At 55.1% G+C, this 24282-nt stretch carries 23 protein-coding genes and 2 riboswitches; of the genes, 12 read left to right on the top strand and 11 right to left on the bottom strand.

Translation table 11 applies throughout. The annotated features are described in order from the left end of the window. Positions 1 to 5: 5 nt before the first annotated feature. Positions 6 to 102: riboswitch (TPP riboswitch) on the bottom strand. A 499-nt stretch (positions 103 to 601) separates the two neighbouring features. From C7387_RS02155 to crcB, 4 genes are all read left to right on the top strand, one after another. Next, a complete protein-coding gene (locus C7387_RS02155) occupies positions 602 to 1540 on the top strand; it encodes a YadA C-terminal domain-containing protein (protein WP_120815939.1) in 939 nt (312 codons plus the stop codon). Between the two features lie 124 nt (positions 1541 to 1664). After that, positions 1665 to 2039 (top strand): hypothetical protein, encoded by a 375-nt coding sequence (locus C7387_RS02150; protein ID WP_120815938.1) that lies wholly within the window; start codon positions 1665 to 1667, stop codon positions 2037 to 2039. A 70-nt stretch (positions 2040 to 2109) separates the two neighbouring features. After that, positions 2110 to 2180: riboswitch (Fluoride riboswitch) on the top strand. Between the two features lie 76 nt (positions 2181 to 2256). Next, a complete protein-coding gene (locus C7387_RS02145) occupies positions 2257 to 2688 on the top strand; it encodes a universal stress protein (RefSeq protein WP_120815937.1) in 432 nt (143 codons plus the stop codon). Positions 2689 to 2690: 2 nt separating this feature from the next. Then, on the top strand, positions 2691 to 3065 hold the full coding sequence (gene crcB / locus C7387_RS02140) for a fluoride efflux transporter CrcB (protein WP_006820807.1): 375 nt from the start codon (positions 2691 to 2693) through the stop codon (positions 3063 to 3065). On the opposite strand, the gene C7387_RS02135 is transcribed toward crcB, so the two are convergent. Beyond that, positions 3062 to 3973, bottom strand: coding sequence for a LysR family transcriptional regulator (locus tag C7387_RS02135; RefSeq protein ID WP_120815936.1), 912 nt, complete (start codon positions 3971 to 3973; stop codon positions 3062 to 3064). The genes crcB and C7387_RS02135 overlap by 4 nt on opposite strands. 125 nt (positions 3974 to 4098) lie before the next feature. Here C7387_RS02135 and C7387_RS02130 point away from each other — a divergent pair, with 125 nt between their 5' ends. Together C7387_RS02130 and C7387_RS02125 are read left to right on the top strand one after the other, a co-directional pair. After that, a complete protein-coding gene (locus tag C7387_RS02130; protein WP_120815935.1) occupies positions 4099 to 5910 on the top strand; it encodes an adenine deaminase in 1812 nt (603 codons plus the stop codon). Continuing rightward, on the top strand, positions 5910 to 7253 hold the full coding sequence (locus C7387_RS02125) for an NCS2 family permease (RefSeq protein WP_120815934.1): 1344 nt from the start codon (positions 5910 to 5912) through the stop codon (positions 7251 to 7253). Before C7387_RS02130 ends, C7387_RS02125 begins: the two co-directional genes overlap by 1 nt. Positions 7254 to 7263: 10 nt before the next feature. Here the strand turns inward: C7387_RS02125 and C7387_RS02120 are convergent, their stop codons facing one another. Continuing rightward, positions 7264 to 8172: a LysR family transcriptional regulator gene (locus C7387_RS02120; protein WP_006820811.1), complete on the bottom strand. Its 909-nt coding sequence runs from the start codon at positions 8170 to 8172 to the stop codon at positions 7264 to 7266. Positions 8173 to 8335: 163 nt separating this feature from the next. On the opposite strand from C7387_RS02120, the gene C7387_RS02115 reads away from it, so the two are divergent. Further along, on the top strand, positions 8336 to 8659 hold the full coding sequence (locus C7387_RS02115; RefSeq protein ID WP_006820812.1) for an RcnB family protein: 324 nt from the start codon (positions 8336 to 8338) through the stop codon (positions 8657 to 8659). Between the two features lie 49 nt (positions 8660 to 8708). On the opposite strand, the gene apbC is transcribed toward C7387_RS02115, so the two are convergent. After that, positions 8709 to 9818 carry an iron-sulfur cluster carrier protein ApbC gene (apbC, locus tag C7387_RS02110; protein WP_120815933.1) on the bottom strand — a complete coding sequence of 370 codons (1110 nt, stop codon included), beginning with the start codon at positions 9816 to 9818 and terminating at the stop codon, positions 8709 to 8711. Between the two features lie 136 nt (positions 9819 to 9954). Here apbC and metG point away from each other — a divergent pair, with 136 nt between their 5' ends. Beyond that, entirely contained in the window at positions 9955 to 11988 is a 2034-nt protein-coding gene (metG, locus tag C7387_RS02105; protein ID WP_006820814.1) for a methionine--tRNA ligase, read from the top strand. A 110-nt stretch (positions 11989 to 12098) separates the two neighbouring features. On the opposite strand, the gene C7387_RS02100 is transcribed toward metG, so the two are convergent. After that, positions 12099 to 12569, bottom strand: a complete 471-nt coding sequence (locus C7387_RS02100; RefSeq protein WP_006820815.1) for a YehS family protein — start codon at positions 12567 to 12569, stop codon at positions 12099 to 12101. A 276-nt stretch (positions 12570 to 12845) separates the two neighbouring features. On the opposite strand from C7387_RS02100, the gene C7387_RS02095 reads away from it, so the two are divergent. Together C7387_RS02095 and C7387_RS02090 are read left to right on the top strand one after the other, a co-directional pair. After that, positions 12846 to 15494, top strand: coding sequence for an autotransporter outer membrane beta-barrel domain-containing protein (locus C7387_RS02095; protein ID WP_120815932.1), 2649 nt, complete (start codon positions 12846 to 12848; stop codon positions 15492 to 15494). A 92-nt stretch (positions 15495 to 15586) separates the two neighbouring features. Further along, positions 15587 to 16240 (top strand): helix-turn-helix domain-containing protein, encoded by a 654-nt coding sequence (locus C7387_RS02090; protein ID WP_158592512.1) that lies wholly within the window; start codon positions 15587 to 15589, stop codon positions 16238 to 16240. Positions 16241 to 16247: 7 nt separating this feature from the next. On the opposite strand, the gene btsR is transcribed toward C7387_RS02090, so the two are convergent. Beyond that, the gene (gene btsR, locus C7387_RS02085) at positions 16248 to 16967 is read right to left on the bottom strand and encodes a two-component system response regulator BtsR (RefSeq protein ID WP_006820818.1); all 720 of its coding nucleotides are present in this window, start codon (positions 16965 to 16967) and stop codon (positions 16248 to 16250) included. Next, positions 16961 to 18649 (bottom strand): sensor histidine kinase, encoded by a 1689-nt coding sequence (locus tag C7387_RS02080; RefSeq protein WP_006820819.1) that lies wholly within the window; start codon positions 18647 to 18649, stop codon positions 16961 to 16963. The genes btsR and C7387_RS02080 overlap by 7 nt, the downstream gene beginning before the upstream one ends. Positions 18650 to 18870: 221 nt before the next feature. Here C7387_RS02080 and mlrA point away from each other — a divergent pair, with 221 nt between their 5' ends. Beyond that, positions 18871 to 19602 (top strand): HTH-type transcriptional regulator MlrA, encoded by a 732-nt coding sequence (mlrA, locus tag C7387_RS02075; protein WP_120815930.1) that lies wholly within the window; start codon positions 18871 to 18873, stop codon positions 19600 to 19602. 63 nt (positions 19603 to 19665) lie between these two features. Continuing rightward, positions 19666 to 19779: a protein YohO gene (locus tag C7387_RS02070; RefSeq protein ID WP_071777548.1), complete on the top strand. Its 114-nt coding sequence runs from the start codon at positions 19666 to 19668 to the stop codon at positions 19777 to 19779. Here the strand turns inward: C7387_RS02070 and C7387_RS02065 are convergent. From C7387_RS02065 to C7387_RS02045, 5 genes are all read right to left on the bottom strand, one after another. Continuing rightward, positions 19754 to 20491: an ABC transporter permease gene (locus C7387_RS02065; RefSeq protein ID WP_120815929.1), complete on the bottom strand. Its 738-nt coding sequence runs from the start codon at positions 20489 to 20491 to the stop codon at positions 19754 to 19756. The two genes, C7387_RS02070 and C7387_RS02065, sit on opposite strands and share 26 nt — an antisense overlap. Further along, entirely contained in the window at positions 20475 to 21422 is a 948-nt protein-coding gene (locus C7387_RS02060) for an ABC transporter ATP-binding protein (protein ID WP_120815928.1), read from the bottom strand. Before C7387_RS02060 ends, C7387_RS02065 begins: the two co-directional genes overlap by 17 nt. Beyond that, complete coding sequence (locus C7387_RS02055) at positions 21415 to 22572, bottom strand: ABC transporter permease (protein ID WP_120815927.1); 1158 nt, start codon at positions 22570 to 22572, stop codon at positions 21415 to 21417. Before C7387_RS02055 ends, C7387_RS02060 begins: the two co-directional genes overlap by 8 nt. A gap of 7 nt (positions 22573 to 22579) precedes the next feature. Further along, positions 22580 to 23491 carry a glycine betaine ABC transporter substrate-binding protein OsmF gene (gene osmF / locus C7387_RS02050; RefSeq protein ID WP_420855487.1) on the bottom strand — a complete coding sequence of 304 codons (912 nt, stop codon included), beginning with the start codon at positions 23489 to 23491 and terminating at the stop codon, positions 22580 to 22582. A gap of 116 nt (positions 23492 to 23607) precedes the next feature. Next, complete coding sequence (locus tag C7387_RS02045) at positions 23608 to 24282, bottom strand: DUF2931 family protein (RefSeq protein ID WP_120815925.1); 675 nt, start codon at positions 24280 to 24282, stop codon at positions 23608 to 23610.

Here is a 24282-nt window from a genome sequence, read left to right as displayed (position 1 = left end):
ATGACCTGGCAGGCCACTGACTTCCCTACGCTGGCATTATCCAGATCAGGTGGTACGGGTATTTCTCAGCCTTCACAAGGAAGGGCACCCCGAGTCATTTAGTGCAAAATCAAATAGTTATATTTGATTCATTGCGGTAAATAGTGTAGCCGTGTCCAGGGAACCTACGCAAGGAGTTTCCTGGGTTTATCAGCATAAATGATAAAAAAACCACGTTAAATCCCGATTAATTGATAAAAACAAGAATCTCATGCATTTATTTAAATAACCTATAGATAAAACCATTAATTAGATAATTACACCTTTAATTATGGCCACTTACTAGTTAATAAAATCACATATAACACTTTATTTACGCGATTTAATAAATAATTAATACCCTCCGTTATCATCGCTAATAATTTTAGCTAATAATGCTTAATGTGACTTAGATCAATATTTTTACCCTCACCTTCCGGGATAGTTGCTTCGAGTTACGAAAAAAGCAATTAAACGAAAATTGCGCAGACTCAATAATAAAATTAATTAGAATTAACAATAAGTTAAATCTTTCACTACCAGGATAGCGAATCCACTTTTAGTTAATGATGAGAGCTTGTAAATGAATAGTATTAAAACTGTTGTAGGTGTTGTTGCGTCTGGAGTCCTGTTCGCCGGGTTTATAGGCAATACTTATGCTGCTACCATTTCTACAGACGATGTAGTAGATAGTTTAGGCTGGACTCAAACAGAAATTAATCAACAGGCTGCCGATCGTGATGATAATCTCTATCAGACATCTGCAAATAACCACTCTTCGATTATTAACTTGCAACAAGAAAACCTGTTGCGAGATGATCGTATTACAACCACTGAAAAGAAATCAGCTGAAGCTTTGCTGGGCGTAGCTAAAAATGGGACTGATATTATTAACCTGCAAAATGAAACGAACCTGCAGGGGCAAGTGCTGACGAACCACGATCAGCGTATTACCGATCTTGAGAATGCGCCAAAACCAACGAATGGTAAGGATGGCATAAATGGTATCGACGGGATTAATGGTAAGGATGGTGCTCAGGGCATAACCGGTGCTAACGGTTCTGATGGCAAAGACGGAATTAACGGTAAAGACGGCGTTACCACCACCGTTACCCAGCTAGACGCCGTGACACAGGCTAAAGTTGCGAAGAATAGCCAGGCCATTACCACCACCTCAGGTCAGGCGGCAAGCGTGGCTCAGGATCTGAAAGACGCGAAGTCCTTCTTTAGCCAGCAGCAGGCCAGCAATAACGCGCAGTTTAAATCCCTGCACGACGAGGTCGACAGTAATAAGAAAGAGGCCCGTAGCGGTGCAGCAAGCGCGGTGGCTATAGCTTCTATGCCTCAGGTTGAAGCGGGTCAAACCGTTATGTTCTCCGCGGGTGTTGGCTCGTTTAAAGATGAACAAGCGATGAGCGTAGGTGCATCCTTCCATGCCGGAGTGGCGACGGTTAAAGCCGGTATAAGCGATTCAACCAATAATGATTTTGCAATGGGCGCAGGGGTTGGCATTGGTTTTTAAAAACCATGACTAAATACATTTTTCTTTCCGCCGTGCTTTATATTTCTGTTTTCCTGTTGGGTTTCTGGAGTGCACTCCTTTATTTAACCCATACCTGGTTTTGTCCTTAATAAGGTGTCTGGTAATGAAAAAGCTAATAACGCTGGCCGTCGTCGCGTCTTTAACCGCCAGTTGTGCGCTGGCACAGTCTCAGCAAAACACTCCGCAGGAGACCCACTCAGCTGCGGCACCGGGTGTATCCGACCGCCTTCATGCGATTAAGCTTAAAGGGCAGGACGGCATTAATCAGTTTTTCGTGGTTTCAATTGGAAATGGTTATACCAAAGCCATGATTGCCGATAAGCCAGCTAAAATTAAACGGGTGAATAGTAATTTCTATGAAATCACCAATGCAAAATACGTTATTTCTGTTGCCCTGGATGAGAACGGATTGATGTCGGCGTCCTGGAACCGGCATAAAGGCCGGGATAACGGTATGCTGAGTTTGATTAACGAATAACTGTCACACGGCCCCGCAACGCGGGGCTTTTTTTGCAAGCGTTGATCTCGCTGGCAAACTGGCGCAAACTAAGGGTTAAGGTGATGGCGTTCCACCTTCCCCAACCGCCCACAATGATGGGCTGATGACGCCTGGTATATCTTCTTAACATGGAGGTATGTCAGGCTGTCCGCTGTTCGCCGCCTGTGCATACCTCGCTTAACGCCGAGGTTTTTTTATGCCCGTTTATCACCATGCCCTGGTGCTGATTAATAACAGTATCGATGGGATCCCGCTGTTGCAGCATGCCGCCGCGCTGGCGCAGGAAAGCAACATGGAAGTCACCGTAGCCCATATCAGCACCGACTATCGCGCCATGAACTACATCTCCGACAGTCTGATGGATGACGTGGTTTCCGATGAAATTATCCAGGCCAAAGCCCTGTTGAGCGAACTGGCGAGCTCGGTGAGCTATCCGGTGCATACCCTGTCACTGGTGACCGTCCGTCGCTTTGACGATGTCGAGACCTGCGTCCGGGAACGCCGGGTTGACCTGGTGATTGCCGGGCATCATAACCGTCTGCTCGGCGTACTCGCTTCACGCTCCATGGATTACATCAACCACCTGACGGTGGACGTGCTTATCAAACATCTGCCAGCCGGGGAGTAACGATGTACCGTTCTTTATTCGCCGTGATTATTGGCGGCTCTGCCGGATGCGTGATCCGCTGGTGGCTCTCTGCAAGGCTCAACAGCCTGTTCCCCAACCTGCCGCCGGGTACGCTGCTGGTGAATCTGGTGGGCGGTTTTATCATTGGCGCTGCGCTGGCGTTTTTTCTGCGCCAGCCGCAGCTTGATCCGGCGTGGAAGCTACTTATCACCACCGGCCTGTGCGGCGGAATGACCACCTTCTCTACCTTCTCGGCGGAAATTATTACCCTGCTGCAAAACGAGAACTATCTGTGGGCCATAACCTCAGTCTGTGCCCACGTATTTGGCTCACTGGCCATGACCGCTGCCGGGTTCTTTGTCATGACGCTGCTTTAGCGAAGCGTCGTCAGCAGCAGCTGGAAGCACTGCTCAATCAGCGGCGGCAGCGGCTGTGGGCCACGCATCAGCGCAACGGTACGCGTCAGAGCGGGCTGCTGAAGCTGCACCACCTTCAGCGTCGGATCGCACAGATAGGTGGTGTAAAGCGCCGGCAAAATCGCGATGGCCAGACGGGAGCGTACCAGCCCGTACAGCGTTTCGATGTAGTCAACCTGGTAGCTGGCGCGCAGGGTCAGGCGCTGGCTCTCCGCAAGCGCGGCTACCAGCCGTTGGATATTCCCTTTTGAGAACACCGCGATGTCGCGGCTGCTGAGCTGCTTCCAGGTGAGATGCGCCGACGTAGCAAGCGCATCGTCGACGTGCAGTACGGCAACAAAGGGGTCCTCCTGCAGCGGGAAACTTTGCAGCTCTGGCGGTACGGCGTTATCCAGCGCGCCAATACCGAAATCAATCTGCCCGTTCCGCAGGCTGGTCATCAGCTCATCGTTCGTTTTATCGTGAAACTCAACGCTCAGGCGCGGAAACGCCTGGGCAATCTGCTGCGGCAACTCCGGGAACAGCAGTGACCCCACAGAGGGAATGAGCCCAATGCGCACCGTACCATCACCGCCAGCCTCGACAATCTGCTGCATATCGCTGAAGGCCAGCTGAGCCACGCTCAGAATGCGCTCGGCGTGCGGCAAAATCGCCTGCCCCAGCTCGGTTAACGACACCGCCGCCGCGGTGCGGTTAACCAGCTTTCCCCCCAGCACCGCCTCCACCTGACGCAGCGCACTGCTGAGCGCCGGCTGGCTGATGGCGAGCCGGTTGGCGGTATCGGTAAAATGACGCAGTTTCGCAAGGGTGACAAAGTACTGTAACTGCTTGAGTGAGAGCGCGGGCAGGCGCTGCCAGGGTTCATTCATTGTGCTGTTCCGGTGCGAATTTTTTGCAGAATAACGTTTTCTTATCGGCCGATAAATTTATTCAGCTGGGCAAACGTTTGCCAGCCTCCTAGAGTAACCGCATTATTTCTCTGCCGGAAGCTGTTATGCACGCTACTGCCGAAACCCGCCGCCGCGCCGTCCAGGCCGCCCGGGGCGATACCGCCTTTGACCTGTTACTGACCGACACCCACATTGTCGATATGGTCACCGGAGAAATCCGCCGCGCCGATGTCGGTATTGTCGGTGAGATGATAGCCAGCGTGCACCCGGCAGGCAGCCGTACCGATGCCGCGGAAATCCACGCCCTCGATGGCGCATTTCTGTCCCCTGGCCTGATGGATACCCACGTGCATCTCGAAAGTTCGCACCTGCCCCCGGCACGCTACGCCGACATTGTGGTGGCGCAGGGAACCACCGCCGTTTTCTGGGATCCGCATGAGCTGGCCAACGTGCTCGGCGTGGCCGGTGTGCGCTACGCCGTGGAGGCAAGCCGTAATCTGCCGCTGCAAGTGATGGTCGCCGCACCGTCGAGCGTGCCGTCGACCCCCGGGCTTGAGATGTCCGGTGCCGATTTCGCAGGTAAAGAGATGGATACCATGCTCGCCTGGCCGGAGGTTAACGGCGTGGCGGAAGTGATGGACATGCATGGCGTGCTGCACGGCAGTACGCGGATGATGGAAATTCTCGAAGCCGGGTTACGCAGCGGCAAGCTGATTGAGGGCCACGCGCGCGGCCTGCGCGGGGCCGATTTACAGGCTTATCTGGCAGCAGGCGTCACCTCGGATCACGAACTGACCTCCGCCGAAGACGCGCTGGAAAAACTGCGCGCCGGGCTGACCCTCGAAATTCGTGGATCACACCCCTACCTGCTGCCGGATATCGTCGCGGCGCTGAAAACGCTGCCGCATCTGTCATCGCAAATTACCGTCTGCACTGACGATGTTCCCCCCGATATGCTGCTGGAAAAAGGCGGCATCATCGCCCTGCTGAATCTGCTGATCGAGCACGGGATGGCGGCAACCGACGTGCTGCGTTTTGCCACGCTCAACGCCGCAATCCGCCTGCAGCGTAATGATCTGGGACTGATTGCTGCCGGACGTCGCGCTGACCTGGTGGTTTTCGATTCGCTGGAAAAACTGCAGGCCCGCCGCGTCTACGTTGCCGGTAAACTGACAGCCCGCAACGGTAAACTGCTGACCCCTTCCGTTGGCGGCGACGTGCTGCCACCTCGCGATACCATGCAGCTTTCTGCCGTCAGCGCTGACGATTTCGCGCTGAAAATCGGCAACATCACCCACGGCGAAGCGCGTCTGCGCCATATCAGCGGCGCCCGCTTTACCCAGTGGGGCGAAGTGGATGTGCAAATCCGCGACGGCAAAGTACAGATCCCGGACGGTTTTAGCCTGATCTGGGTTCAGCATCGCCATGCCCGCCACGCCGCAGTACCGCAGATTGCCCTGCTCGAAGGCTGGGGAGAACTGCGTGGCGCGATTGCGACCAGCTATTCGCACGACTCGCATAATCTGGTGGTGCTTGGCCGTAACGCTGAAGACATGGCGCTTGCCGCCAATACCCTCATCGCCAGCGGTGGCGGAATGGCGCTGGCGAAAGAACAGCAGATTATCGCCCACGTGGCGATGCCGATCGCCGGAATGCTCTCTGATTTACCTCCAGCAGAACTGGCGGTCGCCTTTCGCGAACTGCGCGATCGCAGCAGCGACATCGCCGACTGGGAGCCGCCATACCGGGTGTTTAAAGCCATTGAAGGGACCTGTCTTGCCTGTAACGCAGGGCCGCATCTGACCGATTTAGGATTGACCGACGGCACCACCCGCCAGATTGTCGATCCGGTGATTAGCTGCCGGGAAACCCCGGTAAATGCACAACATAACAATACCCACAGGAGAGCCGGATAATGGCCGACAATACCCTACAAACGCCCGCACCAGGGAACTGGCTGGAGCGCCGTTTTGCGCTCCGCGCGCGCGGCAGCAATGTGCGCACCGAATGTCTTGCCGGCGTCACCGGCTTTCTCGCCGCCGCCTATCTGCTGGTGGTGATCCCGGGTCTGCTGGCGGTTGGCGGGATGGATCGCGGTGCGGCCACGACCGGCACCATCGTGGTGTTCGTCCTCGGTTCGCTGCTGATGGCGTTTTACGCCAACCTGCCGTTTATCGTCGGACCTGGCATTGGGGGGTCGGTGCTGGTTGGCGTGACGCTTGCCGGGAGCGAAGGCATTGGCTGGCAGATTGGCCTTGGTATCGCCTGCTGGTCCGGCATTCTGTTCTTCCTGTTAACCCGCTTTGGCCTGCGTGAGGTGGTCACCCGCTCGGTGCCGCAGTCAATAAAGCTGGGTCTCACCGCATCGATTGGGCTTTATGTCGCGGTCCTCGGCTTTCGTAACGCGGGCTTAGTGCTGGCTAATGCCAAAACCAACGCCTTAATGCTGGGTGATTTTCTTTCTCCGGGGGCGCTGGTGGCGCTGAGCGGGCTCTTTATGGCCATAGCCCTGCAGGCGCGCCGTATTCCGGGTTCGTTCCTGTGGGCGATTCTGTTCGCCACGCTGGTCGGTATTCCGATGGGGGTCACCCACCTGCCGCAGAACGTGATTTCCGCGCCGCACTCACTGGCACCGGTAATTGGCCACGTCGACATGCTTGGTGCGCTGAATATCGCCTTCCTGCCGTTCCTGTTTGTTTTTTTCGCCTCGGAGTTTTTCTCCACCATGGGCACGACGCTGGCGGTAGGCGGTGAAGCCGGTCTTCTGGATGAGCACGGCAATATGCCGCAGATTAACCGCCCATTCATGGTAGATTCCATTGCCGCAGCGCTTGGGCCATGGGTTGGTATTCCGGCGGCGACGGCGCTGATTGAATCATCCGCCTCTGCCGAGGCCGGGGGGAAGACCGGAATGACGGCGCTTGCCGCCGCGATGATGTTTCTGCTGATGCTGTTGTTCACCCCGATTGCGCTGATGATCCCGAAAGAAGCCACCGCGCCGGCGCTGATCCTGATTGGCCTGAACATGTTCAGCGGCCTGCGCAAAGTGGATCTGGCAAGCTTTACCGACGGCCTACCGGTGCTGATGATGGTGATGATTACGCTGATTGCCAACAGCTTTGGTACCGGGATTGCGGGCGGGCTGCTGTTCTTTATCGTTATTAAAGCGATTGCCGGAAAGTGGCGCGAGATCCCCATTGGCCTTTGGATCCTCGCCGTTCCGCTGGTTTACTACTTCGCGACACTCGTGAAGCACTAACATGATGCCGTCAGGGCATCCGCGCCTGTAGCGCCTCGCAGCGCGCCCTGACGGCGTCATACAATAACCGTACCGCCGGCGAAAGCTGTTTGCGGTGCGGACAAATCATATTCAGCGGCACCCGGTCACCCTGATACCCCGGCAGCAGCAGCTTCAGCCTGCCAACCTGCACATCCTCACTGACGTCCAGCCAGGATTTAGTGGCTATCCCCTCCCCGGCTATCGCCAGGCGACGGATCACCTCGGCGTCATCGCTGGTGATGGTGCTTTGTACCTGCACGTCATGCACCTCTCCGTTGGCGGTAAAGGTCCAGCGGTCGTAGACCCTGCCGCGCAACACGTAGGTCAGACAGTTGAGATGTGCGAGATCGGCGGGGGTCTGCGGTTCACCGTGACGCGCCAGCCACGCCGGAGAAGCCACCAGCACGCGGCGGTTTTCGCTCGCCACGGGAAGGGAAACGTAAGAGGCGTCTTCGATGTGACCGTAGCGAAACGCCACGTCGACCGGATCTTTAAAGACGTCCGCAATCTGGTCGGAAAACAGAATACGCAGCCGCAGCGCCGGATGCTGCTGGCGGAAATCCTGAAACACGTTCAGCAGCAGATTGCGCCCCAGATCGGACGGCACGGCAATTTGCAGCGTACCGCTCAGCGCATCGCCATGGGTCTGAATTTTTTGCAGCCCTGCCTGCAGGGTATCGAGCATCTGCGTGGCGTACGGTAGCCAGCTTTCCCCCTCCGGCGTCAGGCGCAGGCTGCGGGTAGAACGGGCAAAGAGGCGAATATTCAGGCTGGTTTCCAGCCGTTTGATCGCAGAGCTGACCTGCGCCGGGGGGATCCCCGCTTCCCGCGCGGTCTCGCTAAAGCTGCTCAGTGCCGCCGCGCGCACGAACAGGGTTAAATCTTCCAGCCTGAACATTTTTTCCTGCCTTAAGCCTGATAACGTGATGCTTTCAGAATACGTCGATTTCCCAAACGGTACGGCTTGCTTACATTTTTTACCCGCCCGACTCTTGCTATTCTATCCGTGCATCGGGAATCATACGGGGCTAAAAATTTGAGTCCAGATAATTGGAGAAGGTATGCGTAAAACAAAAGTGATGCTTCTGGGCGCTCTGCTGGCAATGGCCGGAGCCGCGTGGGCGGCGCCAACGTCCTCTTCCGGGATCCAGAAATACGAGCTTGATGGCTTCATCGCCGATTTCACTCGCTTCAAAATTGGCGACACCGTGCCGGAGCTGTATCGCACCGACGAGTACAAAATCAAGCAGTGGCAGCAGCGTAACCTGCCTGCACCGGCGGCAGGGACCTACTGGACCTACATGGGCGAGAACTACGTGCTGGTGAACGAGGCGGACGGTAAGATCCTGAAAGCCTACGATGGGGACATTTTCTACCATCGTTAATTTTCGTTAAGAAAACAGGTGCTACGCGGGCGCGCAGCACCTCTGTTTTTTACACCGCGCGGAAGGCGATTTCGCTCGGAATAACTTCCCCCATCCAGTACAGCTGCGCGGCAATACGCCCGGCAAGCTGACGATAGGCTGCGGTAAATTCGCTGTCCGGACGGTGGATAACCGTCGGCGTCCCGTTATCGAGATCTTCACGCAGACTGATGTGCAACGGCATTTGCCCCAGCAGTTGGGTGTGGTACTGCTGCGCCAGCTTCTCGGCGCCACCGGTGCCGAAAATCGGCTCATGGTGACCGCAGTTGCTGCAGATGTGCATGCTCATGTTCTCGACGATGCCGAGTACCGGCACTTCCACTTTCTCAAACATCACGATGCCTTTTTTGGCGTCGATCAGCGCCACGTCCTGCGGCGTGGTAACCACCACAGCGCCGGTTACCGGAATGTTTTGCGCCAGCGTCAGCTGGATATCACCGGTGCCTGGCGGCATGTCCAGTACCAGATAATCCAGATCCGGCCACAGGGTTTCCTGCAGCATCTGCATCAGCGCTTTACTGGCCATCGGGCCGCGCCAGACCATGGCATTATCGTCGGTGACAAGGTAACCGATGGAGTTCGTGGCGAGGCCAAACTTCATGATTGGCGCCATGTGGGTGCCATCGGGTGACGTTGGGCGGCTGCCTTCAGCCCCAATCATCATCGGAATGGACGGACCGTAGATATCGGCATCAAGGATGCCCACTTTTGCCCCTTCTGCCGCCAGCGCCAGCGCCAGGTTCACCGCCGTGGAAGATTTCCCGACGCCGCCCTTGCCGGAGCTCACCGCGATGATGTTCTTAACACCATTGATGCCAGGCTGGTTTTTCACGCGCTTGAGGGTGGCAATGTGGTGCGACAGCTTCCAGTCAATAGCTTTAGCCCCGGTGATACGCAGCAGATCGGCGCTGGTTTGCTCTTTCAGCTCCTCAAAACCGCTGTGCCATGCAAATGGCATCTGGATTTCGATATGCACGGTGTCATCAAGCCACGCCACGTGGTGCAGCGCCTTCAGGGCGGTCAGATTGTGCTTCAGGGTGGGGTGCTGAAAATTAGAAAGCTGACCGGCAACCATCGCGCGCAGACGCTCAGGGGTTCTGGCCTGGGATTGTGAACTCATCCCGACTCCTTTGTTATTGTGTAGAAAAGCCTGTGCGACAAGTTTACCTGAAAGGGTACGGTTTGTGCTTACTTAATAATGGCCCTTTTGGTAATATCGGAAGCCCTTTTCACAACTCAAAGAAGTAAAATCCACTATGACTCAAGTCGCGAAAAAAATTCTGGTAACGTGCGCACTGCCGTACGCCAACGGTTCCATCCACCTCGGCCACATGCTGGAGCATATCCAGGCTGATGTCTGGGTCCGTTACCAGCGAATGCGCGGCCACCAGGTAAACTTCATCTGCGCCGACGATGCTCACGGCACACCTATCATGCTGAAAGCCCAGCAGCTGGGGATCACCCCAGAGCAGATGATTGCCGAAATGAGTCAGGAACATCAGACCGATTTTGCTGGCTTTGATATCAGCTATGACAACTACCACTCGACGCACAGCGACGAGAACCGCGAGCTGTCCGAGCTGATTTATGGTCGCCTGAAAGAGAACGGTTTTATTAAGAACCGCACTATCTCTCAGCTCTACGATCCGGAAAAAGGCATGTTCCTGCCGGATCGTTTTGTCAAAGGCACCTGCCCGAAATGTAAATCTCCGGATCAGTACGGCGATAACTGCGAAGTGTGCGGCGCAACCTACAGCCCAACCGAGCTTATCGACCCGAAATCCGTCGTCTCCGGCGCGACGCCGGTGATGCGTGATTCCGAGCACTTCTTCTTCGACCTGCCGTCGTTCAGCGAAATGCTGCAGGCGTGGACCCGCAGCGGCGCGCTGCAGGAGCAGGTGGCGAATAAGATGCAGGAGTGGTTCGAATCCGGCCTGCAGCAGTGGGATATCTCCCGCGATGCGCCGTACTTCGGCTTCGAAATCCCGAACGCACCGGGCAAATATTTCTACGTCTGGCTGGATGCGCCGATTGGCTACATGGGTTCCTTCAAGAACCTGTGCGACAAGCGCGGCGACACCGTCAGCTTCGACGAATACTGGAAGAAAGACTCTGATGCCGACCTGTATCACTTCATCGGCAAAGACATTGTCTACTTCCACAGCCTGTTCTGGCCTGCCATGCTGGAAGGCAGCGGTTTCCGTAAACCGACCAACCTGTTTGTTCACGGCTACGTAACGGTGAACGGCGCGAAGATGTCCAAATCTCGCGGTACCTTCATCAAGGCCAGCACCTGGCTCAAGCACCTGGATGCCGACAGCCTGCGCTACTACTATACGGCGAAGCTCTCCTCCCGCATTGATGATATCGACCTGAACCTGGAAGATTTCATTCAGCGTGTGAATGCTGACATCGTCAACAAAGTGGTTAACCTGGCCTCGCGTAACGCTGGCTTTATTGCCAAACGCTTTGACGGCGTGCTGGCTGCTGAACTGGCAGACCCGGCGCTGTATCAGACCTTTGTTGATGCCGCGGACACCATTGCCGAAGCCTGGGAAAGCCGTGAGTTCGGTAAAGCGGTACGTGAAATCATGGCGCTTGCCGACGTGGCCAACCGCTATGTCGACGAGCAGGCACCGTGGGTTGTCGCGAAACAGGAAGGCCGCGATGCCGACCTGCAGGCCATCTGCACCATGGGTCTGAATATGTTCCGCGTGCTGATGACCTGGCTCAAGCCGGTACTGCCGCAGCTTGCCGAACGTACTGAAGCATTCCTGAATACCGAACTGACCTGGAACGGCATTCAGCAGCCGCTGCTGGCGCACAAGGTCAACACCTTCAAGGCGCTGTATAACCGTATCGATGTCAAACAGGTCGAAGCGCTGGTTGAAGCCTCAAAAGAAGAAGTGAAAGCCGCAGCAACGCCGGTTACCGGTCCGCTGGCGGACGACCCGATTCAGGAAACCATCACTTTTGATGATTTCGCCAAAGTTGATCTGCGCATCGCGCTGATTGAAAACGCGGAATTCGTCGAAGGTTCTGACAAACTGCTGCGCCTGACGCTGGATATCGGCGGTGAGAAGCGTAACGTCTTCTCCGGTATCCGTTCAGCCTATCCGGATCCGCAGCCGCTGATCGGCCGCCTGACGGTGATGGTCGCCAACCTGGCGCCGCGTAAAATGCGCTTCGGCATCTCTGAAGGGATGGTGATGGCCGCAGGCCCTGGCGGGAAAGATATCTTCCTGTTAAGCCCGGATGACGGTGCGCAGCCGGGTCAGCAGGTGAAGTAAATAAAAAAGCCGGATTAAAATCCGGCTTTTTTTTGCCCGGCGGCGCGACGCTTGCACGGGCCTGCGGGTTTTGTAGGCCGGGTAAGGCGAAGCCGCCACCCGGCAAATACTCAGGGCTTCGCGTTATGCACCCGGTTGGTCAACCCGCGCAGGAAATAACGCATGAACTGGTCGCCGCACTCGCGGAAGTTTTTATGCTCCGGCGCGCGCATCATGGCGGTGATTTCCGGCATTGAGACACGGAATTTCTGCTCGGTGAGAATAGCCAGAATATCGTCAGTTTTGAGCATAAACGCGATACGCAGCTTCTTCAGCACCACGTTGTTATTCACCCGACGCTCCAGCGCCAGCGGCGGTGCGCTTTCGTCTTTACCGCGTTTGTCGTAGATCAGACCGTTCAGCAACGCCGACAGCACGATATCCGGGCAGCGCTGAAACCCCTCTTCCTCTTCTTTCAGCAGCCACGGTGTGAACTGCGCGGCGGTGACGTCGGTATCGCTCAGCGCGCACAGACGTGCCAGCCCTTCGTTGTTGGTTTTCAGTGCATAGCGCAGGGCGCGGATTATATCGTTACTCAGCATGTTGAATTCTGTAAAAGGCCAAAAGCGTAGTTTACCTCATTACCGGGGCATTCACCTCTTTTATTGACATTCATGTTGCAAAAAAGGATTCAAGGTTAATAAAAATAGACTCTGAAATCGGAGGTAACTATTTATAGAAATCATCACCCAAACACATAAAATAAAAACAATCAATATGAACTCGTGTCGTTAATACATCACAAAACAACTCCCATCATAATTTATGCATGGAAATAAAAATGACATTTAATAGTTAACAAATTAGCGGTATTTATCATGGCTATAAACTTCAAAAAAAGCATTATCTCCATCATGGTGTTAAGTGCATTTTCTGCCGTTAATGCGATGGCGGAAGATACCTTCTCCGATGAGATTTTTACTGATACTCAATCCCTTAATGACGATAATGAAGAGTATACTTTTACTGCCGGCACCGTCATTGAAGCCAGCGGCGATGGCATTGGCTTAAAGCGGAAAAATCAGACTCTCACGTTCAATGATGGCTCAGTGATAAATGTGACCGGCAACGGCATTGCGGTAGGTGGAAGCAATGCGCAGGTCACCGTTGACGGTGTTGATACCAAAATAAATGCCGAAGGTAACGGCATATACCTGAATGCTGCTAACAGTGCTCTCGCAATCACTAATGGCGCAAAAATATCAGGAGAAGTCGGTATTGATACCACCAGCAAATCCATTGGCTCAACGATTCTGGTCAGCGGCTCTGGTAGCGTAGTAACCGCTACCGCCGGAGACGGTATTTTGCTCGGCGGGTTAAATCAGACAGTAACGGTTTCTGATGGTGCTACCGTAGCGGTGCTGGATGGTTACGACGGTATATATGCGCTCAATTCAAATACCCATATTACTGTCGACAGCGGAGCTCAAATACTGGGTGGCGGCGAGGGTATCACTGTCACCATGGATAACAATACCGTCAACATTTCTGATGAAGGAACTCTGGTCGCAGGGGGAAATGCCGGTATCACCGCCAATTATTACGGTCACGACTCGACCATTAACGTTTTTAACGGTGCGCATGTCATTAGCCAGGGTTCGGGCATTTATATTAGTGAAGAAAATGTCGGAGATGTTATCGCCATTGACGGTGACGGCACTCTGGTGAGCGGTGAGCAGTATGGCATTAATTTAGCTGGCTCCGATCAAACCGTGTCTATTGCTAACGGTGCCGTGGTTTCAGGTGATACCGCACTCGGGGTGTACGGTTCAAACAATCACATAAGCGCTTCCGGTGCCGTCATTTCTGGTACCACCAATGCGCTCGATATCAGCTCAAGGGATACCGCTTCACTCTCCTTCAGCCAATCCACACTGACCGGCAATATCCATCAGGCGTCTGCGGCTAACCAGAGCGTGAGTATGGATTCCTCCTCATGGCAAGGTGCCGTGACGTATGCCGATGAAGAGACGGGTGCACTCAACCTTAATCTCAGCAACGGCGCCGTCTGGACCACCACCGGTGACTCTGTCGTCAATGACATCACCATGACCAACGGTAGTGCCATTGTCATGGAGGGAGGGAATGTTTCTGTCAATTCACTGGCAAGCGATACGGCTTTCGATGCAGGCCCTGCCAGTATCTATACCACATGGGATCCGAGCACCAGTGCCGCCAGGCTATTGACCGCCGGCAGCGCCACCGGGAGCTTTAGCGTAGGCGTTTCCTCTGCCACCAGCGGCGCTGCCGGTGATATGACCGGGGATGAGGTGATGCACGTCAATGATGCATCAGGCGCCACCTTTAATAGCCTGCAGACGGATGTCGGCGTTTACCGCTATACCACGGCAGCCGTTGCCAATACTGATGGGTCAGTCAGCGTCGTGCTCGACACCATCACACCAGACCCCACGCCTGCCCCGGACCCGGATCCTGATCCAACGCCAGACCCAACCCCAGCACCGGAGCCTGACCCCACTCCGACACCAGATCCGGTACCCGATCCTGACCAGGGCGATGCCACACCGGATAACAACGCTACCCCGCGTCCGACGCTCTCTACCGCTTCACAGGCCGTCGTCGATACCCGCGCCGCCGCGGTTAACCTGTGGTATGACGAAGAAGATGCTCTGCTGCTGCGTATGGATAGCGAACGCCGTAGCGACAGTGAGGGCGTTTGGGGCAGCTACTACGGCAGTAACCACCGTCAGAGTATGAATCAGGCAAGCAGCAGTTTTGATCAAACCACTCAGGGTTTTATGGTCGGCGCCGACAAACGTATTCCGCTGGCCAGCGGGAACCTTCTGTTTGGGGCAGCCGTAATGCGGGGGGACTCCAATAATAACATGCACGATGCAGGCAACTCAGGAACGAATACGAACAGCTACGGCGGGGCTTTGTATGGTTCTTACCGAATGAATAATGGCCTGTTCTTTGATGCCACCCTTAAAGCCGAGCATCTGAACAACAGCATGGACGTTATTTCCACCGATGGAGGTCATTCTCATGGCGATTACAGTAACAACGGCTATGGCGGTACCCTGAAAGCTGGCTGGCACTGGCAGAACGATACGCTTTTTGTTGAACCCTACGCCCGAGTATCCGCTATTCATTACAACGGCGTGAATTACAAGCTGGATAACGGTTTGCATGCTAAAGACAGCCGTTATAAATCATTGCGGGTTGAAGGCGGAGTGAATATGGGTACGACTCTGAACGTTCATAACACCGAGGTTCGCCCTTATCTGCACTTTGCTGTCGCCAATGAAACGGAAAACAGCAATAAAATCAATATCAATGATGTCGGTATTAACGACAGCAATCATGGAAGGAAAGGTATCGTCGGCGTCGGTACTGAAATCAAACTCGCTAAATCACTGCATGTCTGGGCCGGGGCTAACTACGCTAAAGGGGACAATAAAGAAGACCCCTGGCAGGTTAGTGTTGGCGCCTCCTGGAGTTGGTAGACGCGTCATAGCGATAGCGATTACCGGCAAGGAGCCCGCCATTTTTAAGCCTATAATAAATGCCATGTTCATTATCGCCGCAGGTTAACCGCATGTTCAGAAGTAAACGTTCAACAATCTATTCGGTGATAAATGATAAAAAACCAATAGCGTTAATTGAGCAACTTATTCAGATCCTGAGTCCTCAGGGAGTTGCCATGACGGTTCCCGCTAATACCCTGCTCGAAAAAGGTGATATGACCGGGTTTCCAGTCTGGCTAATAACGAAAGGCCACTGCAATATTGTTCGCCGCGACGGGATGGTTATCGCGACCGGGAAAGCCCCGCATATAATCGGGATCACTGAATTTCTGATAAGCACCGAATATCATCTCGCTAAAACGCTGGATGCCTGTGAGGTGATAAGAATCGATCGCGAGAGAATGTCTGGACTCATTACCTCTCTGGGTTTATGGCAGGAAATCGCAACATTTGTCGCCTGGAATGCACAGATGCTTGCCGCCAGAGATGCGCAATTATATGGTGTGAATGCCTACACGATTGTGAGAAACAAAATACTCGAGTACAACAGCTACCCTCGGTATTCTGAACTGAATATCACCATTGCGTCTTTCATTCAAGAGCGTTCACATTTAAGCCCGTCGACTATTCATATGCTGCTGGCCAGCCTTAAAAAAGGGGGCTATATCTCAGTGGTCAACGGTATCCTGACGGAAATAAACCGAGAGCTGCCCCTTGAATACTAATCACAGCTTATAACCCTATCGCCTCTTTCAGGCTTTTCAGATAGCGACGGCTCACCGGCACGGTTTGCCCGGCGCGCAGCAGCAGCTCCGCCTGACCATTTTCCTCAAGCCGGATCTCTTTCAGATGCGCCATATTCACCAGATACTGGCGATGGCAGCGCAGAAGTGGAGTACGACTCTCCAGCGTGCGCAGGGTCAGCTCGGTGAATCCCTCCTTCCCTTCGCTGCTGGTCACATAAACACCGCTCATACGGCTGCTGACGAAGGCTACATCCTCCATTTGCAGCAGCCAGATACGGCTGTGCCCGGAGCAGGGAATAAACTTCAGCGCCTGCTGGTGCTCTTCAAGCAGCGAGATATCCTGCAGGCTGCGCTCCTGGCGCAGTCGGGTCAGGGTTTTCTCCAGACGGCAGGATTCAATGGGTTTCAGCAGGTAATCGAACGCATGCTCCTCAAAGGCTTTCACCGCGTACTCGTCAAAGGCGGTGAGAAACACAATATAGGGGCGGTGTTCAGGATCGAGCATCCCGACCATTTCCAGACCACTGATACGCGGCATCTGGATGTCGAGAAACACCACGTCCGGGCGCAGACGATGCACGGCGCCGATAGCCTCCACGGCGTTAGCACATTCACCGATTATCTCGATGTCGCTCTCCGCCTGGAGCAGGATACGCAAGTTTTCCCGTGCTAATGGCTCATCATCAACAATCAACACTTTCAGCATGCGTGTTCCTCCAGGGGCAGTCGCAGGGTGATTCGGGTAAAGCGTTCGGGCTCACAGGTGACGGTAATGCCGCAGTCATCGCCAAAACGTGCGCGCAGGCGCTTATCCACCAGGTTCATCCCCAGCCCACTGGCATTGGTGGTGGGCTGATATAATCCGGCATTATCTTCAATATCAAGCTGCAGGTAGCGGTCGTGCTGGCTCGCCTGAATGGTAATTTCACCGACCCCAAGGTGCTGCGAAGTTCCGTGCTTGATAGCATTCTCGACGATAGGCTGCAGGGTGAACGCCGGAAGCTGATGATGGGCCAGTGAGTCAGGCACAAAAAGCCGCACCTGCAGCCGCGACTGAAAGCGCGCTTTTTCAATCTGCAAATAGGCATTCACGTGCTCAAGCTCATCCGCCAGCGTCACCACTTCTGAAGGTCGCTTGAGGTTCTTGCGAAAGAAGGTGGAGAGATACTGCACCAGTTGACCCGCCTGCTCGCTGTCGCGGCGGATCACCGCCATCAGGGTATTGAGCGCGTTAAACAGAAAATGTGGGTTCACCTGCGCATGCAGCAGCTTGATCTCCGACTGGGTCAGCAGCGCTTTTTGCCGCTCATACTGCCCGGCGAGAATTTGCGCCGACAGCAGCTGGGCTATCCCCTCGCCCAGCGTACGGTTGATAGAGCTGAACAGCCGATTACGGGCCTCATACAGTTTGATGGTGCCGATAATGCGCTGGTTTTCGCCGCGCAACGGGATAACCAGCGTCGAACCGAGCTTGCAGTTTGGCTGAATCGAACAGCGGTATGGCACTTCGTTACCGTCGGCATAGACCACGTCGCCGCTATCAATCGCCTTTTGCGTCCACTCGGAAGAAATGGGCTTACCCGGCAGGTGGTGATCGTCGCCAATACCGGTAAAGGCCAACAGCTTTTCGCGGTCGGTTATCGCCACCGCACCGATATCCAGCTCTTTAATCAGCACCTGTGCCACCTTCATGCTGTTCTCTTCGTTGAAGCCCTTTCGCAGGATCCCTTCGGTGGACGCCGCCACTTTCAACGCCGTCGCTGAAAATGCCGAAGTGTATTTCTCAAACATCGCGCGCTTATCCAGCAAAATTCGCATAAACAGCGCTGCCCCGACGGTGTTGGTGACCATCATCGGAGCCGCAATGCTTTGCACCAGATTAAACGCATTATCAAACGGGCGGGCGATCAGCAGGATTATCAGCATTTGCACCAGCTCGGCGACGAGCGTAATCGCGCCTGCGGTCCACGGGCTGAACACCTTATCAGGACGCCCGCGACGGATAAGAATACTGTGTACCAGGCCACCGAGTAGTCCTTCGACGATGGTCGAAATCATGCAACTCAGCGCCGTCATCCCCCCCATCGAATAGCGATGCAGACCGCCGGTCAGTCCGACGAGACCGCCCACGACCGGGCCACCCAGCAGACCGCCCATCACCGCACCAATCGCCCGGGTGTTGGCGATAGAGTCTTCAATATGGAGGCCGAAATAGGTGCCGAGGATACAGAAAATGGAGAAGGTGACGTAGCACAGTAATTTGTGCGGCAGGCGCACGGTAACCTGCATCAGCGGTATGAAGAGTCGGGTTTTACTCATCAACCAGGCGATGACCAGAAAGACGCACATCTGCTGGAGAAGCAGCAACACCAGATTAAACTCGTACATACCCGCAAACCAAACAACTTCCGAATGCGCGTAACATACCCTGACAGGCTGTAACTTTCTTTGAAGCGGGGCATAAAAACGCAAAAACGCAGGTAAGATCACGCTTTTTTATTCGATCTTCTCCACTTTTCGAACTAGCAGGCGGCAAAAATCGACAATTTTTCCTGGTTCGCATTTTTCTGGCTACAGTTATTGTGGGTGCATGTGCAAGGGTAAAATCTATGGCGCTTTACACGATCGGTGAAGTGGCTCTGCTCTGTGAAATCAATCCTGTTACCTTACGCGCCTGGCAGCGCCGTTACGGCTTGTTAAAACCGCAGCGTACGGATGGCGGCCATCGATTGTTTAATGAAGACGATATCGACCGGATCCGCGAGATCAAGCGCTGGATAGAAACCGGTGTACAGGTCAGTAAGGTCAAGTCGCTGCTGAATGAAGCGGCAAAGGCACAGCAGTCTGGCTGGCTGGAGCAGCAGGAGATGATGGTGACCTGGCTGCAGAACGGCAATACCAACCGTCTTCGCCTGTGGCTCAAAGAGCGCGGGCGTGAATATCCGGCACAAACCCTCGTTACCCACCTTTTCGTCCCGCTCCGCCGTCGTCTCCAGTGCCAGCAGGCCCCGCTCCAGGTCATGCTGAGCATGCTCGACGGCATGCTCATCAATCATGTGGCTTATTGCCTGAGCGGCGCTCACAAGAAAGGCGGCAAAGACGCGCTGGTGCTCGGCTGGAATATTAACGATACCACCCGGCTGTGGCTTGAGGGCTGGATGGCAACCGAACAGGGCTGGCGGGTGGATGTACTCGCCCATTCGCTCAGTCAACTGAAACCGGAGAACTTCGACGGAAAGACGTTACTGGTGTGGTGCGGTGAATCGCCGTCTGCACAACAAAAACAGCAGATCGGCCAGTGGCGGGAAAACGGTTACCAGATCTATCCGCTCGGTTCGTGAAGAAGGCGTCCTTTTTACCAAATTTTCATAGTACAATAACACCCTTAACATAAGGAGCCTGCTATGAAACCCGCAAAAATCGCTGTAATCACCCTCTTCGCGCTGATGGCTATCGGTGGCATTAGCGGCGTGATGCTCGCGGGCTACTCGTTTATTGTTCGTGGCGGTATCGGCTGAATCGGCGACTAAGACGTTCAAACGCGCGATCGACAATAATTGCCGCAAGCGCCACCAGAATTGCCCCCTGCACCACATAAGCCGTATTAAATCCGCTCAGGCCAATGATTATCGGCGTTCCCAGCGTGCTCGCCCCTACGGTCGACGCGATGGTAGCGGTGCCGATATTGATAATGACCGAGGTCCGTATCCCGGCAAGCATTACCAGCGCTGCAAGCGGTAATTCTACCTTCACCAGCCGCTGCCAGGCATTCATTCCCATCCCTTTTGCCACGCTGGTGACGCTTTCCGGCACCGCCGCAAAACCCGCCAGCGTCCCCTGCAGGACTGGCAGCACGCCGTAAAGAATGAGCGCAATAATCGCAGGCTGTTGACCAAACCCCATCACCGGCACCGCCACCGCCAGCACCGCCACCGGCGGGAAGGTTTGCCCCATCGCGGCAATGGTTTCCACCAGCGTTCGAAATTCACGCCCTGCCGGACGGGTAACGAAGATGCCTGCCCCAACGCCCAGCACCACCGCCACCAGGCTTGAGACGCCGACCAGCCAGAAATGGGACAGCGTCAGCAGGAGAAAACTCTCCTGCTGATACAGCGGGCGCGGCAGCTCCGGGAACAGTGAGTGAAAGAGCGGCTCGCTGTGCGGTAGCCACAGCAGCAGGCCGATAAAAAGAGCCACCAGCCAGGGCAGCGGATCAGCGAATCGCTTCACGCGGATCCTCCTCACACAGCAGATCGGCAAAATGCAGCGTGCCGCTGGGGTTTCCCTCTGCATCCAGCACCGGCAGCGTCAGCCGCTGCTGGGCAACAAACGCTGAGAGCGCGTCTCGCAGGGTCATTCCTTCGCTGAGCGGTTCCCCCTCCGTCCATTCCCCCCGGTGTTGATACTCACCGACGTCACGCAGGGACAGCAACCGCACGCCAAGCTCGCTATGACCAAAGAACGTGCGCACGAATTCATTTTTCGGATGCGTGAGGATTTCCAGCGGCGTGCCCTGCTGCACGACTTCGCCGTTATCCATCAGCACCAGATGGTCCGCCAGCCGCAGGGCCTCGTCGATATCGTGGGTCACAAGGATAATGGTTCGTCCCAGTAAGCGGTGGATGCGGCTCATCTCCTGCTGCAACGCCTGGCGGGTGACGGGATCCAGCGCGCCAAAAGGTTCATCCATCAGCAGCACTTCCGGATTTGCCGCCAGCGCCCGTGCCACTCCCACGCGCTGCTGTTGCCCACCGGAGAGCTGATGAGGATAGCGGTCGCGCAGCGCGCTTTCGAGCCCCAGCAACGCCATCAGTTCATCGATACGCTGGTCTATTTTTCCGCGCGACCATTTTTGCAATTGCGGTACCGTGGCAATATTCTGCGCCACCGTCCAGTGTGGGAACAGACCGATAGACTGAATGGCATAGCCCATGCGCCGCCGCAGCTCGAGCACCGGCTGCTGGCGGATCTCTTCCCCGGCAAAGCGAATAATGCCGCTGTCGTGCTCCACCAGTCGATTGATCATCTTCAGCGTGGTGGACTTTCCGGATCCCGAGGTGCCGATAAGCACCGAGAAGGCCCCCTCTTTCAAATCTAATGAGAGGTTTTTTACCGCGGCCTGCCCGGCAAACGCTTTGCTCACGTTTTCAAATTCAATCACGGCGTTCTCCTTTCAGCAGCGCTATCCACAGGCTAAAAATCGCATCAGTTACCACCGCCAGCGCAATCACCGGGATCACGCCCAGCAGCACCAGATCCAGCGCGCTGCTGAGCAGCCCCTGAAACACTAACGCACCGAACCCACCCGCGCCAATCAGCGCGGCAATCACCGCCATCCCAACGGTTTGCACCGCCACCACCCGCAGGCTGCGCAGGAGTACCGGCAGCGCCAGCGGCAGTTGAACCTGCCAGAAGCGCTGGCGCGGGCTCATGCCCATCGCCACTGCGCTCTCCAGAATATCGCCCGGGACCTGCTGCATACCCGCAACCACCCCTCGCACCAGCGGCAGAAGCGCGTAAAGCACCAGCGCAATCAGCGCCGGCGTCAGCCCGGTACCGGCAATCCCGAATTTTGCGAGCACCGGAAAATGCTGCACCAGCCCGGCGAGCGGCGCGATCAGCAGGCCAAAGAGTGCGACCGAAGGGATGGTCTGAATGATATTGAGCACGGTAAACACCGGCGTTTGCCGCGCGGTTCGCCGATAACACCACAGCCCCAGCGGGATGCCGATAATAAGACCTGGCAGCAACGTACCGAACAGCAGCGTCAGATGCTGCGCCAGTGCGTTATCAAAAATTTCCTGCCGGTTGGCGTACTCTTTTAGCAAAGAGAGCGCGTTGAGTTTGCCCGACCATAGCAGCAAACAGGGAACAATCCACACCTGTGCATTGAGCAGCCAGCGCCACAGCGTGTTGTCGGTCAGCCGGCGAATCGCCTCGTTCCCCAACAGTAAAAGCAATGCCAGCCATAGCCACAGACCACTTCCTGCCGACGTTCGCGCAAGCGGTGTTCCTGACTCTGCAAGCACCTCTGCCGCCTGCCCCGCCCCCCAGAACAGCGCTATAAATAATAGCTCGGCCAGTAGCAGGGTGAGCCCCGTCGCCCAGCGTTCGGCGCTCAGGGTCAACAGCAGGAAAACGATGGGGGCGACCAGCAAAATGACGGGGTTAAAGGAGAAGATATCCCACAGGCTTCTCCCCTCGCCGGACACCAGCCGGTTTGGCGCATAGTTGACGAAGGGCAGCGCGGCGGCGGCGATGGCAATCACCACCAGCAGCACGGCTACCCGGTTATGGCATGAAATCGTCACTGTCCTGTTACTTTACCAGTCCCTTTTGCTTCAGATAATCAGCCGCGACCTTCTTCGCATCACGACCTTCGACGGCAATACTGGCGTTAAGCTGCTGTAGCGTTTTTTCATCGAGGCTGGCAAACACCGGCTTCAGCCATTCGGCCATCTGCGGATACGCCTTCAGTACGGCTTCGCGCACTACCGGAGTGGGAGCATAAATGGGTTGTACCCCTTTCGGGTCGGTCAGCGTTTGCAGGCCAAGCGCCGCCACCGGACCGTCGGTGCCGTAAGCCATCGCCGCATTGACTCCCGACGTTTGCTGGGCCGCCGCCTTGATAGTCACCGCCGTATCACCACCCGCAAGCGAAAGCAGCTGATCCTGGCTGAGCTTGAAGCCATAGGCTTTTTCAAACGCCGGCAGCGCGTCGGTACGCTCGATAAATTCCGCCGAGGCCGCCAGCTTGAACTTGCCGCCCGATTGCAGATAACGGCTGAGATCGGCAAGCGACGTCAGTTTGTTCTTCTGCGCCAGATCCTGGCGTACCGCAATGGTCCAGGTGTTATTTGCCGGCGCGGGCGTCAGCCAGACCAGTTTATTCTGCTCGGCGTCGAGTTTTTTCACTTTTTCGTAGCCCTGCTCGGCATTTTTCCACGCCGGGTCGTTCTCCTGCTTAAAGAAAAACGCACCGTTGCCGGTGTATTCCGGGTAGATATCCAGCTCGCCGGAGGTAATGGCGCCGCGCACTACCGGGGTTGTGCCAAGCTGAACTTTGTTCACCGTTTTCACCCCGTGGCTGTCGAGCACCTGCAAAATGAGATTGCCGAGCAGTGCGCCTTCGGTGTCAATTTTCGAGCCGACTTTCACCGGCTCTGCGGCCTGCAACGGCAGCGTTACCGCTGCCAGAAGTGCGACAGCTGCCGCCAAACCTTTTGCCATCCCCATTCGCTCATCCTCGTGATTTATGCTTCTTTTCATCATCTTGAATGAAAAGCGTAGACGAAAACGCGTCGCTTAACAGGAGTTTGGGGGATTATCTGAATCAGCAAGTGATTTCACCAGCTCCCGTACGGATAAGTTTTACCCTTGATGTACTCCGGCGTTTCAGCAAAATAGGTGTAGCCGTTGGGGTGACTGGTAATACCCTGGCAAAACTTCATCTCTTTGCCGCTGCGGGTGATGATTTTATTCGGCGTGATGGGGATATTGGGATAATCGCCGTACTCCTGCAGCCAGAGACGCACTTTTCCCCCCGGAGCCAGACCAATCAGTATTTTTTTATACAGCGCAATATCTCCCGCCCTGGTGAGATGATCGCCCGGTGTTTTCATCCGCTGCCAGATCTCCGGCGAGAAGACGATGCTGGTTTCGTAGGTTTTTTTGTCGATAACCGAGTCCCAGCAGAACATCATGTACTGCGGTAAGCTTTTTACCTTATTAAAATTCATCATAGGAGCACGATTACGGTCTGGCCATGCCCCTTTCACATTGGGATCATTTTCCGTGGTATCGAGGGTATAAAAGCGGTTGAGATAGCCATCCACATCGATAATTTGAACAACGGTTACATCAGCATACAGCGCAAACGGTGTAAAAAAATAGAAATACCATTCATCATAAGGCAGCTTCCAGCCACCCTCCGCCGCCTCCCTGGACTGCAGCGGCTGCGGTGCCCTGGCCTGACAGCCTGTCAACAACACAACCAGCAGATAAGTGGCTATTTTCAACAT

The sequence above is a fragment of the Yokenella regensburgei genome, from assembly GCF_003634235.1.
In the GTDB taxonomy this organism is placed as follows: Bacteria; Pseudomonadota; Gammaproteobacteria; order Enterobacterales; family Enterobacteriaceae; genus Yokenella; species Yokenella regensburgei.
This window is presented reverse-complemented; position numbering and strand designations above follow the sequence as displayed.